Here is a 12,221-nt window from a genome sequence, read left to right as displayed (position 1 = left end):
CTTAAATGGGTTTCGTATGCAATTGGCCGTTGAGTCGCTGGCGGATCGTGCCGGATGCCCCGCTTGTCAGCGGGCCAACCGACGCGTTGCCGCGCAACGGCTGCGCCTGGGCGGCTCATCGTGCCACTCCCAGCGGCATCGATTCCAGTATTCGAGCTATTCGAGTTAGGTTGCTCGCCAGCATCGTCAGCTTCAAGTGCTGGTCGCCCCGTTTGATACCGCGATACGTGGACTGCCAAATCCGGCCGACGGTCTTGCACCAGCCAAAGTGCTCTTCGATACGCTTGCGAATCACTTGGCTGATGCCATTACCGGCGTGTCGCGAGGTGCGGCCGTCGATCGCGCAGGCACCTTGAGAAGTCTGATCGAGGTCGCGAATCACACCGGGGCGAGCAATCTTGGCTTGATCACCGCAGCCGATCCCGTGACGGAGTCGCGCTACAGTCACCACCGATTCGTGACGGGGTATACCGGGATGCGGAAGGGACGTAACGGGTGCAGACCATGGTCTGCACCCGTTTTCATTTTCCGTTGACCTTCCCGTATCTTCCCGGCCACTGACCAGGCTGATCGGGAGCGTGGAAACATGCACTTCTCATCTTCTTGTCATCGTTGAAAATCATTCAATCGCAAAGCCAATTATCAAGATCGACCGGGGGCAACAAAATACGACATCGCACCCTCGTACAGGCATGAGCCATGCATTTCGACCACGCCACCATCGTTACCGATGACATCGACGGTACCCGTTGCTTTTTCGATGAGGTTGTTGGTCTCGACACCGGGCCCCGACCGCCGTTCAGCGTGGACGGCTATTGGTTGTACCTCGATCGTCACCCGATGATTCACGTTACGCGCGCGACGCTTCCTGCGCAGAAAGGTCGTAGCACACCGCGTATCGATCATATTGCGCTGCGCATCGACGCGCGCCGCGAATGGGAGGCGTTGATCGAGCGGCTGACCACCAGGCGGATCGACTACACATTGAGCGACGTGCCGTTGTCCAACGAGCGACAGCTGTTCGTGTCCATCGCTCCGGGCGTTTGCGTCGAGTTCGTGACGACACTCGCAACCAATGATCAAGGCGATATCAAGAATGCTTGAATCGGTATGTCGGACTGTGACGCGCAGATCGAAGGCTGGCGTAATGTGACAGAAGCGGTGCATGCAGAGGGCGCGCGCATCTTTTTACAGCTTTGGCATGCAGGCAGGATGTCGCACCCGGCTTTCCACGATGGTGCGTTGCCGGTAGTGCCATCGGCGGTGGCGTTTGAAGGACAGATTCTTAACGGAGGAAACGGGCGATGAAACTCGATGATCAAAAGGTGTTGGTGGTTGGCGGAAGCTCCGGGATAGGTGAAGCGACCGCACGTGCATTTGCGGAGGCCGGAGCGACAGTGACGATTGCATCGCGCGATGCAGCCAGGCTGGCGGCGAGCAAAGACAGGATCGGTTATGGCGTGAGCACCGGCGTGATGGACATTACCGACGACGCGAGCGTCCGTGCATTTCTCGATTCGGCGGGCGAATTCGACCACGTTGTCGTATCGGCCGCCCAGACAGCCACGGGGCCGGTGCGTGGTCTGGAGCTTGATGACGCCTATGCGGCGATGGACAGCAAGTTCTGGGGAGCGTATCGCATCGCACGGGCCGTCCGCATTCGGCAAGGCGGTTCCCTGACGTTTGTGTCGGGCTTTCTGAGCGTGCGGCCGAGCAAGAATTCGGTCTTGCAAGGCGCGATCAACGCAGCGCTTGAATCGTTGGCGAGAGGCCTTGCGCTTGAACTTGCGCCGGTACGTGTCAACACGGTATCCCCGGGCCTGATTGCGACACCTCTCTGGTCGAAGATCGATGCGGAAGCGCGCGACCGGATGTACGAAGGCGCGGCGGCGCGATTGCCGGTCGGTCGAGTTGGACAACCCGAGGACGTCGCGAACGCCGTGCTCTACCTCGCGTCGACCCCTTATGCGACGGGTTCGACGGTGCTGGTAGACGGTGGCGGCGCGATCGCATAGCACCCTGCGCCGGGACAACCCGGGCGGGCGTGGATCGTACCGATAGTCGGTCAGTTCCCGTAGCTTCAGCTGGTACCGCGCGTCCGCGTTTTCGCGGAATTCCTTCGTGAATCGCTCACGTTCGTCCGGAGTTGGGGCGAAAGGGAGTATCCGCCTCCTGAACAGCCGTTCCGCCTACGCAACAGGCGTGTTCAGGACGCCGTCAGCGCCGTCGAATACGCGGACGGCGGGACGGTTCCGACATGCGTAACGCATCGCCGCCTGGCGTTTCCAGGCCGGACGAACGGATCGTTTGCAACATCGCTTCTTCAAAACACTCCATGGCGGGGGTAAAGGTCCTGCCGCGGCGCCAGCGCAACGCAGCGATGCGCGCCAGGCCGTCGTCCGAGATAGTCGTCGTTTCGATTCGCGAGCCGGCCTGCACTGCCAGCGGGCTCGCGATTGTTGCGTAGTCGGCATGCTCGACGAGCCGTATCAGCGAGTCGACATTGGCAGCCTCCACGCGAACGTCCAGCGCAATGTTTGCATTCGCACATGCGGCGTCGATTTGCCCGCGCATGGCGAATGTCCGATTCAGCAGCGCGAGCGGCTGGCGCGCAACTTCTTGCAGGCTGACGGTCTTTCCGGCCCTGCGACGGGTGGATCGCCGGACGAGCGCCAGCCGTTCCGTGAACATTGTTCTCTGCTCGATGTCCGCATTCGACAAGTGAGAGAACGACACGCCGATATCCAGTTCAGTTTCGATCAGCCCTTGATCGATCGCCGCGGCCGGGAGTTCGTGAACGGACACGCGCAGCTGAGAATGCCGGGCGAGTAGCGTCGATATCGTCGGTATCACGAGCGATCTTGCGTAGGTGTCAATCGCACCAATGCGCAATGTGCCGTGAACTTCGAGCGAGCGGTTCCGGACGTTGGCAAGCGTCACGTCGAGTTTTTCCAGGATCGGCTCGACTTCGGCGAACAGGTCCGCTCCCGCTTGAGTGAGCAGAATGCCGCGACCCACCCGATCGAACAGCGTCACGCCGAGCAGATCCGCGAGCTCACGGAGGTGCTGCGAGAGTGCCGATTGAGTCAAATGCAGCCGGGCTGCGCCGCGGGTCACGCTGCCCGAGCGTGCGACCGCAATGAAGCTGCGCAGCAGGCGAAGATCGATGGCTGAATACATAACAGAGGCTAATGAATCGATACGCAAAACATAAATTTACATCAGGTGATCCGAATCCTAACCTCTCACTCACGCATTCTTTCAACAGAGGTGAAGACATGCCGCACCTGATCATCGAATCCACGCCCCGGATTGCGAGACTGATCGATTTCCGATCCTTGACGAGCACGTTGCACGAACGGCTCGCGGCACAAGGGCATGCCTTGCTCGCCGAATTGAAGAGCCGCACCTATACGGCCGAACAGTTCTTGTCCGGAGATGATCCGACAAACGAATTCATCGTCGTCAGGCTGTTGCTGACGAAGCCCAGGAGCGAACCGGTACTGCACGAAATGGGGAGGTTGATTCACGACGTCGTGCAAGACGACGTCGAGCGTATCCAGCCGGCGTTCGGCTGGCAGTGCTGCGTACTCGTCTGCGATTTCAGCGGCGCGCCGTACATCAAGACCGTTCGTGACGGGACCCACGCCGGGACGGGGGCTTCTGCATGACGTGGAACGTGCTAACAACAATTCATGGAGACTGAAATGGACATCATGCGCAGCACCGGGTGTGAGACACCCGACGAACGAAAAGCAATCTCGGCACACTCGTCGCCCGCGGATCTCGACGCACTGTATCGACGCATCGGTTGGAAGCTGATGCCGTTGCTTCTGGTGGCTCAGGTTCTTGCGTATCTCGACCGGGTGAACGTCGGGGCCGCGAAGCTGCAGATGGCGGGTGATCTTGGATTGAGCGACACCGTCTACGGTATCGGCGCGGGCATATTCTTCGTCGGCTATTTCTTGTTCGAGGTACCGAGCAACCTCATGCTGCATCGTGTGGGCGCGCGCGTGTGGATTGCCCGCATCATGGTGACCTGGGGGATCGTTTCGGCCGCGGCGGCGTGGGTACATTCTCCTGCCACTTTCTATCTGCAGCGGTTGATCCTCGGCGTAGCGGAGGCCGGATTTTTCCCTGGCATCGTGCTGTACCTGACCTACTGGTTTCCTGCTCACCGGCGCGGCCGGATGACGACGCTGTTCATGAGCGCGACGGCGGTCGCAGGCATTGTCGGCAACATGCTGTCGGGTTGGATCATGACGAATCTCGACGGATTCGCGGCGCTGTCCGGATGGCAATGGACTTTTGTAATTGAAGGCTTGCCGACGGTCGTCGTGGGTCTCGCCGTGCATTATCTGCTACCGAGTCGCCCGAACGATGCCCGCTGGCTGTCGCCGGAAGAGGCGGATGCGGTGTTGCGAGGCCTCGACGTCAATGCAGTTCGTGCCGAAGAGACGCAGCGCGCATCCAGGTTGTCGGCATCGGAGATGGTGTTGCTGACGACGATTTATTTCCTGCTGCTCGTCGGTCTGTACGGAATCGGCTTCTGGCTTCCGACGCTCGTGAAGGACACGGGGCTGACAAAACTGTCGTGGATCGGCGTTTGCAGTGCGATTCCTTATTTGATCGCGGTGCTGGCGATGAATATCGGAGCACGTAGCGCGGACCGCGCGGGTAACTGGGCGGCCTATGTCGTAGGCGGCGCCGGTGTGGCATCGGTTGGTTTCATTTTGAGCGCATCGTTCAGCGGTGCTCTGCCGGCAGTGATCGCGGGGCTTTCACTCGCCGCTGCGGGCACGCTGACCGCATTGCCTCTGTTCTGGCATCTGCCGACCATGCGATTGACCGGCACGGCCGCGGCAGCGGGGATTGCGACGATCAATTGTTTCGGAAACCTTGCGGGCTTCGCCGGACCAATCGCGTTCGGGTGGTTGAAAGACCGTCATCACGATGCGATCGGGCCGACCATGTTGCTGGCACTGAGTGCTTTGGCGGCGGCATTACTCACCACGATTTACCGGCGGGTGGCGAGGCAGTGAAGAGACGCATGCCGAGTTTGCCTGACCTGTCTCGGTGAGATCCGAATTTTTTGGTCTGGATTGAAAGTCTATTCATTTCAAGGCCCATTTTCAAAATATGGGCGTTTGCCGAGAATTCATTCCACGCGCACGGTTTGGCGCGACATTCAATATCTGTTCATTCGTCATCACGCACCGCAATGCGGTGACAGAGACGCGCTTGTGCGTCGTGAGGAGTTCAACTATGGCAATTCAGGTCGATCAAACGGATCGTGATTCAGTCAATCAGGCGCCGGATCAGCCGACGCGCCGTTCCTTCCTGACCAAGGCCGGTGTCGGCGCGGGTGCTTTCGCCGTCGGTGCGATGCTTCAAACGGCACAGGTCGACGCGCAAACGAGTCATTCCCAATCGAACGCGGCAGCTGCGCCCGGGCGGGGAGAATTCTGGCCTGACGGCGCGCGGCTGGTCATTTCAATCTCGATGCAGTTCGAGGCGGGCGGGCAGCCCCCGAAGGGGGCCGACAATCCGTTCCCGAAGGTCGATTTCCCGGCGAGTGTCCCCGCCGATCTGGCCGCCGAAGCGTGGTTTGCGTATGGATATCGCGAAGGGATTCCCCGGATGCTGGATCTCTGGGATCGCCACGACGTGAAGGTGACGGCTCATATGATCGGCGAGGCGGCGAAGCGGCATCCGGAGATTGCTCGGGAGATCGTGGCGCGCGGCCATGAGGCTTCGGGCCACGGGCCGACGTGGAACTCGCAGTACGCGATGTCGCGGCCACAGGAACGCGAGTTCCTGATCCAGGCGCGATCGATGGTGGAAGAGGTAACAGGTCAACGCCCGATCGGCTACAACGCGAACTGGCTGCGACGCGGCCCGAACACACTGTCGTTGCTGCAGGAGCTCGGCTACGTCTATCACATCGACGATACGAGCCGTGATGAGCCGTTCATCGAAAAGGTCAACGGCAAGGATTTCGTTGTGGTTCCGTACACACTGCGCAATAACGACATCCTGCTGGTCGAGGGCCGGAATTACTCTCCGGAAAAATTCCTCGAACAGATCAAGTTCGATTTCGATCAGCTATACGAAGAGGCGGGATCGCGTCGACGCATGATGTCGATCAGCGCGCATGACCGTATCAGCGGAACGCCGCAGATGACACGTGCATGGGACGCGTTTCTGCGTTATGCGAAGAGTCATCCCGGCGTTGCGTTCATGCGCAAGGACGACATTGCACGGTTCGTCCTGCAAAGCCCGATTACGGTACGCGAAAGCGAGACGATCTAGGGTACTGCCCGAGCGACTGCGCACTGATTCGATCGCGCAGTACGCATTCCCGCCTGAACATTCAAAGCCGCATCATTTCCGGATTCATTTTAATTTTTTTCGAGCACACCGCAAAAGAGCCTGACATGAAAACCAGCACCGTCGTTTCCGTCGTTTCCCGCATCGCGTTGGCCGCCGCCACAGCTGCTGCCGCATTGCCTGCCGTTTCCGCCACCGACGACAATCTCGTGCAGCCGAAGACACTGATTGTCGACAAGAGTCTGTCGAAGCATCAGGCCGAGCAACAGATCCGTGCGGCACGCCTTTACGATACCTTCTGGAGCACGGGTGACGAGGCACAGGCTCGCGAGGCGCTGGCGGCCGATTTCACCGACCGCACGTTGCCCGCCGGCCGGCCGCAGGGCATCGCGGGGCCGCTCGCGGCATCGAAGGGTTTCCATGGTGCCGTGCCGGACGTTCACGCCGAGGTCGAACAGATGATCGTCGCAGGCGACCGCGTCATCACTCATCTGCACTTCACCGGTCACTTCACGGGCAGCTTCAACGGCGTGCAAGGAAAGGGGCAGGTGGTCGACTTCATCGCGACGGACATCTATCGCGTTCGCGACGGCAAGATCACCGACAACTGGCACCTCGAGGACAATCTGACGTTCCTCCAGCAACTCGGCGTGGTCGCCAGGTAAATGGGCATGGGGTCGATCCCGCCGGTCGGCTTTTCCTGATTCGATCTGCGGCGCGTTACCATGCCGGGGCCCACGCGGGGCATCGCGCGGCACAACCCATCATTATTTTCGCGTGACGCGATCATGGACAATCTCGGTGATATTCGCCTCTTCGTTGAAACGGCAAGCCAAGGCAGTCTCTCGGCTGCCGGCAGAAAACTCGGCCTCTCTCCCGCCGCGGCGAGCGCCCGGCTCGTGAAGCTCGAGGGAGAACTCCATACTCAGCTGTTCGAGCGGTCGACCCGCAAGCTGCGCCTCACTGACGAAGGTCGCCTGTATCTCGTACATTGCCAGCATGCGCTGCAAACCCTGGAAGATGCGCGCGCTGCGTTGCAGGCCGGACGGGCGTCGGTGAGTGGGGCGTTGCGCGTGTCGGCGACGTCCGATTTCGGACGCACCGTGCTACGTCGATGGCTCGACGAATTCAACGAACGCCACCCGAACGTCACGCTGACGCTGGTCCTGTCCGATTCGCTGTCACATTTGCTGCAGGACGACATCGATCTCGCGATCCGCTTCGGTGTGCCGGCCGACAGTTCGATGGTCGCCAAGCGCATGGCCGACAATCGCCGTGCACTATGTGCGTCGCCCGACTACATTGCCGCGCACGGCATGCCGAACCATCCCGACGATTTGCGCGAACATCGGTTCGTCGTACTTTCTTCGGCAGCGGGCGCGGCGAACAACTGGCGTTTCGCGCGCGACGGCGAGACAGCATTGTTCACGGCACCGCTCGACAGTTCACGTCAAACGAACGACGGTTCGCTTGCCCGCGAATGGGCGATAGAGGGTCGCGGCGTGGCCATGAAGTCGATCTGGGACATCGGCGCAGATCTGCAGGCCGGGCGGCTGAAACTGCTCCTGCCGGAGTGGCGTTGCCCGGACGTGCCAGTGAACGCACTCTTTCAGCGCACGCATTATATGGCACCGCGCGTGCGCACATTGCTCGACTTCCTCGAAAAGCAGTTCTCCGAAGCATCCGGAGCGTTGGCGCCGTTTCTGCGATAGCTCGCCTTTATCGGCGGCTATCGGTTTGAACTGTATCCGCGGAGATCTTTGCGGCCAGTGGGCGAGTCGCGGGGAGGGCGGCGGCACTCATGGTTTCGAGGCGTTTCTGTCGTGCCGGAAATGCCGCGAATGCTCGCCGCCTGTACAGGGTGACCTGGACCCATCACGTGTGGGCCGGACGCGAGGCATCGCTTCACGGAATGTCCGTTCGCCGTTTTCTTACGGCTCGGGAAGAGACGACCCCGCTACTCGACGAAACGGAGCCGGGTTCGACGCGACGCTCGCCGTTTTCCTCGCAGCCGGACACGACCAAGGTGATCCGGCATGCACGGGACCATCAGCGAGCGCCGATTTTGGGCCTCCCGTTACCGGTCGTACTCGAAGGACTCGGTAAAGAGCGTGTCGACCGGATCGGACCAGTTCAAATTCACGAACGAGAAGTCCGTGCTGCCGGTCCAGCCGGCGACCGACGGAAACGCCACGCCCTGGTCGCCCGGCACGTTGAGCGTCACCGCAGCGCCCGGCTGGGCCGGCAACGCCGATGCCGCACCGTTGACGAACGTCGCCGCCGTCTGCCCGGCCGCGGTTGCGCGAATCTGCACGTTGCCGCGCTTGACGAACGGCAGTCCGGCCTTCGACGTCCAGGCCAGCGGGAAGGTCGTGCCGCCCACGAATGTATCGGCCGTGCCCGGCGTCAGCTTGTCGCGCGTGGATTGCGCCAGCTCGTGCCACGCATACTGGCGCAGCGCTTCGGGAAGCGGCGACGGCGTACGCAACCGAACCGTATAGTGTTTGGCTGGTGTCGACGTGTTGCCGTTCTGATATACGTCGATCGTATAGGCGCTGAACGGCTTGATGTCGGCCAGCTCGGCGGCACTCAGTTGCGGTTTCGCCCACGCGGTATTGTTGCGCGGCGCGTCGCCGGGCCACGTGAACTGGCCCTGGCTGGCCGGATCCTGCGCGACGCCGGCGAGGCGGAAATTGTTGCGGCACAGCGCATTCTTCGACAGCGCGGCAAGCTGCGCCGGCGTCTGCCCGCTCGCGATCTGCGCCCGGATGTTCAAGGTGTCGCAGGTGCCGCTCGACGGCTGCAGGAACACGCCGTTGCGCAAGCCGGGGCCGTTCACGATCGCGAAGTCCACGGCGGTACCGGCCGCATCGACAGCACCCACCTGGAGGTTGAGCGAATCGACGAATGCATTGGTTCCCGTCGACGGGTTGGCCGGATTCAGCCAGTCCCATTTTTGTGCGTTCGCGTTCACCTTGGTCAGTACCGCGCGCTGATTGCCGACCACGCGCCAGCCGTTGTCACCGCTCACGAGACTGCCCGCCCGCACCGCCAGTTGCACGTGCTGCTGCATGCCGTCGCGAATGCCGTCACTGCGCGTCCACGCGAGCTTGACCCACATCGTGTCACCGGCAACGACGCGGATGACTTCCGGCAAGCTGAAGCTGGCGTTGTTCATTGCATCGTCGGCGACGATACCCGGCGTTCTGCCGGCCACTGCACCGAACTCCTGGTCGGCCGACATCCCGTTGTTGAGATATGCAGCCGGCACGCCGGCGTTCAGCGCACTCGCTGCGACGTCGTCCACGAAGATCCGGCCGCACGCCGCTACGCTGCCGCCCGTGCGCGCGGTGCCGGTCGAGCCGGCGAAGCACTGGTTGAGTGCGGTCTGCAATGCTGCCAGATCGCTGGCGCTCGGCAAATTCGACACGACCGTACCGTTGATGGTCGCGGCGGCCGGCAGGCTCGCCTTGTCGCTGGCCTGCGGCGCGACACCCGGTGCGAGCTGAAGCTGTACCGGCGTATCGCTGGACGCGCCTGCCACCGAGCTGATCTGGACGCCGCCATCCGGCAGCACGTTGACCTTTACCTGGTCGAGCAGCCGGTCGAGGCCCGGTGCGCCGGCGGTCAGCGGGCCGGAAATCAGGTCGACACCCGTATTGCCGGTCGCGGCCAGCAGGTCCGATAACGCAGACGAATAAGCTTGCACGGTGCTCGCAACCGCCTGCGCGGTGACTTTGCTCTGCAGCAAGCCGGTGTCGGCGAGCAGCTTCGTCGGGTTGTCGCCGATGATCGTGGCGGCGATTGCGTTCGTTATCGGCGTGATGTTGATGGTCTGCGTGCCGGCTTTCGCGCTGAGCGCGATCAGCGTGGCCTGCGAATCGGCGACGTTGCCGTACGCGGACAATGCGAACGGCGCGCTCAAGCCCGTCACGGTGCAATGAAACGCGCCGGTCGACGCATCGGCCGGGCAGTCAACCGCTTTGCCGGTGGCATCGACCAGCTTCACGGTGGAACCCTGCATCGCCGCGCCGGCGGCCGCGACCCCGCTGACCGTCTGTGCGGTTGGTTCGGCAGGCGACGAGGACGAACTGCTACCGCCGCCGCAAGCCGACAGGACGAGCACTGCAATACCGGATACGACAGGTGTGAGCTTCATTGTTTTTCCCCCGAGAGCCTGCTGGTTGATACGTGCCATATGCACTGCTGATGCACGCTGAATGGCCGGGATTCTCGCAAAGCCATTTTTTTTGATCATCATTCAGGTGGATGAAAATCAGGAAATAACATGGCACTGCATGCAAATAACCTGTGTTAGCCTGAAAACATTCGGTATTCGAAGCAATATCGTCAGACAAAATCAACATACGAAGATCGCGAAGCGACGGGGGGAACATGCACCGTGACCAACTCATCGGGGACCTGTACGAGGCCGCGCTGCATCCGGATGGATTTCTCGAAGTCTTTCACCGGGTATCCGAAAGCCTCGGTGCAAATGTATTTCACATGTTCAGTTGGGACGCCGCGCGCAATGCGCCGAAATTCTCGATTTATTCTCCGCGCGCGGAATTCGACGAGATCGTCGCGCTCTACGACCAGTATTACGGCGCGCTCGATCCACGCCGAGGCTTCGTGGAGAATGCACCGCTAGGCGAATTCGTTTGCTGCCAGGATCACCTGACCGAGCGCGATATCGAACGCAGCGAATTCTTCCAGGACTATCAGATTCCGTCGGGCATTCGCTATCTGATGGGCATCCGGTTCGCCCGCCCCGGTAGCGACAACATCTTGCTCGGGCTGTTGCGCGCGCACGGGCGCCCGCCCTATTCACCGGAAGAGCGTGCGACGCTGACCGGCATGGCCGGGCATCTGCAACGTTCGATCAACCTGTGGCAGGACGCCAGGGTACTGCATCGCGATGCGGCACTCGGTACCGAACTGATGGAGGAACTGGGCCTGTCCGTCTTCGCGCTGGACCGGCATGCACGCATCGTGTTCGTCAACAGGGCGGCCGAAGCGATGCTTCGCGCGGCCACCTGGATCAAGCTCGAGAACGGTCATCTTGGCGCGGTAAGTGCGCCTCAGAATGACGCGCTCAAGGCGGCGCTGGGGCGTGTCGCGAAAACCCGCAAAAGCGAGAGTCTGGCCCTGTCCAGCACCGTGAACGCCGCGCACGAAGTCTTTCTGAGCATCGCCGCCTTGTCCGGACACGGGCGGCATGCCGTTCTCGGCGATGCGACGCTGCTCGTCACGGCCAGGCAACGTAGCGGGGCGCCGCTCGTCGCCGCGCAACAGCTGCGGCAGGCGTTCGGCTTGTCGAGCGCGGAAGCCGCCGTCGCCGAAGCGTTGATCGGTGGCAAGACGCCGGACGAATGCGCGGCCAGCGCGGGCGTGTCGCTCGCGACCATTCGCACCCAGTTGCGCGCGATCTACGAGAAGACGCACACCCGGAACCAGGCCGAGGCAGTGGGACGGATGCTTTGGGTGCTACCTCGGCATTCGCGCGGTGATTGATGCTTCGAAACCGCTCGCCGGGTGGGGATAAGTCGCTTTCCGGCTCTGCGCGAGACCGTCGATCTCGCCGCTGGCGCGCGCCGTCTCGTTCACGGCGTAGTCGTAGTGGCGCAGGATCTGCCCAGTCTGGTCGAGAAGGTGACGCCCGCGTCGCGAGCCGTGGCACGTTCTCGAACACGAAGGGTCCTAAGTGTCGACGGGAAGGTGCGGGGATTGCCGACATCATGTCGGCTGCCGGCTTGACCCCAGGCGGGTTCTATCGGCACTTCGAGTCGAAGGACCATCTCGTGGCGGAAGCAAATCGGGGATTGCGGTTTAGTCGACATTGAAGCGCACCCATGCTCGACGAAGGCTTCGCCAACGGATCGAACGCGGAG

At 61.7% G+C, this 12,221-nt stretch carries 10 protein-coding genes and 3 pseudogenes; 10 read left to right on the top strand and 3 right to left on the bottom strand.

Features of this window, described 5'->3' with window-relative positions; translation table 11 throughout:
* Positions 1-115: 115 nt before the first annotated feature.
* A pseudogene (locus FOZ70_RS27975) lies at positions 116-355 on the bottom strand (IS5/IS1182 family transposase); the annotation flags it as partial.
* A gap of 344 nt (positions 356-699) precedes the next feature.
* Between FOZ70_RS27975 and FOZ70_RS27970 the strand changes: the two are divergent.
* The 3 genes and pseudogenes from FOZ70_RS27970 (at position 700) to FOZ70_RS27960 (ending at position 2,015) form a co-directional block, all read left to right on the top strand.
* Complete coding sequence (locus FOZ70_RS27970) at positions 700-1,104, top strand: hypothetical protein (protein ID WP_021157732.1); 405 nt, start codon at positions 700-702, stop codon at positions 1,102-1,104.
* An 18-nt stretch (positions 1,105-1,122) separates the two neighbouring features.
* Positions 1,123-1,284: pseudogene (locus FOZ70_RS27965) on the top strand (alkene reductase); the annotation flags it as partial.
* A gap of 20 nt (positions 1,285-1,304) precedes the next feature.
* Positions 1,305-2,015: an SDR family oxidoreductase gene (locus FOZ70_RS27960; RefSeq protein WP_219707284.1), complete on the top strand. Its 711-nt coding sequence runs from the start codon at positions 1,305-1,307 to the stop codon at positions 2,013-2,015.
* Between the two features lie 202 nt (positions 2,016-2,217).
* On the opposite strand, the gene FOZ70_RS27955 is transcribed toward FOZ70_RS27960, so the two are convergent.
* Positions 2,218-3,180 carry a LysR substrate-binding domain-containing protein gene (locus tag FOZ70_RS27955; RefSeq protein ID WP_219707283.1) on the bottom strand — a complete coding sequence of 321 codons (963 nt, stop codon included), beginning with the start codon at positions 3,178-3,180 and terminating at the stop codon, positions 2,218-2,220.
* 98 nt (positions 3,181-3,278) lie between these two features.
* Here FOZ70_RS27955 and FOZ70_RS27950 point away from each other — a divergent pair, with 98 nt between their 5' ends.
* The 5 genes from FOZ70_RS27950 (at position 3,279) to FOZ70_RS27930 (ending at position 8,042) form a co-directional block, all read left to right on the top strand.
* Complete coding sequence (locus FOZ70_RS27950; protein WP_219707282.1) at positions 3,279-3,671, top strand: hypothetical protein; 393 nt, start codon at positions 3,279-3,281, stop codon at positions 3,669-3,671.
* A gap of 36 nt (positions 3,672-3,707) precedes the next feature.
* Positions 3,708-5,042 carry an MFS transporter gene (locus tag FOZ70_RS27945; RefSeq protein ID WP_258025745.1) on the top strand — a complete coding sequence of 445 codons (1,335 nt, stop codon included), beginning with the start codon at positions 3,708-3,710 and terminating at the stop codon, positions 5,040-5,042.
* 223 nt (positions 5,043-5,265) lie between these two features.
* The gene (locus tag FOZ70_RS27940) at positions 5,266-6,312 is read left to right on the top strand and encodes a polysaccharide deacetylase family protein (protein ID WP_219707281.1); all 1,047 of its coding nucleotides are present in this window, start codon (positions 5,266-5,268) and stop codon (positions 6,310-6,312) included.
* 125 nt (positions 6,313-6,437) lie between these two features.
* Positions 6,438-6,995, top strand: a complete 558-nt coding sequence (locus FOZ70_RS27935; RefSeq protein ID WP_060147537.1) for an ester cyclase — start codon at positions 6,438-6,440, stop codon at positions 6,993-6,995.
* Between the two features lie 123 nt (positions 6,996-7,118).
* The gene (locus FOZ70_RS27930) at positions 7,119-8,042 is read left to right on the top strand and encodes a LysR family transcriptional regulator (protein ID WP_219707280.1); all 924 of its coding nucleotides are present in this window, start codon (positions 7,119-7,121) and stop codon (positions 8,040-8,042) included.
* Positions 8,043-8,407: 365 nt separating this feature from the next.
* Here FOZ70_RS27930 and FOZ70_RS27925 read toward each other — a convergent pair whose 3' ends face one another.
* Positions 8,408-10,489 carry a hypothetical protein gene (locus FOZ70_RS27925; RefSeq protein WP_219707279.1) on the bottom strand — a complete coding sequence of 694 codons (2,082 nt, stop codon included), beginning with the start codon at positions 10,487-10,489 and terminating at the stop codon, positions 8,408-8,410.
* 236 nt (positions 10,490-10,725) lie between these two features.
* Between FOZ70_RS27925 and FOZ70_RS27920 the strand changes: the two genes are divergently transcribed.
* Positions 10,726-11,844 carry a helix-turn-helix transcriptional regulator gene (locus FOZ70_RS27920; protein WP_219707278.1) on the top strand — a complete coding sequence of 373 codons (1,119 nt, stop codon included), beginning with the start codon at positions 10,726-10,728 and terminating at the stop codon, positions 11,842-11,844.
* A gap of 203 nt (positions 11,845-12,047) precedes the next feature.
* Positions 12,048-12,143: pseudogene (locus FOZ70_RS27915) on the top strand (TetR family transcriptional regulator); the annotation flags it as partial.
* Positions 12,144-12,221: the final 78 nt, after the last annotated feature.

The organism is Burkholderia sp. COPS (assembly GCF_019425585.1).
Lineage (GTDB): Bacteria > Pseudomonadota > Gammaproteobacteria > Burkholderiales > Burkholderiaceae > Burkholderia > Burkholderia cepacia.
The sequence above is the reverse complement of the archived record's forward strand: the minus strand, read 5'-3'. Positions and strand labels throughout refer to the sequence as shown.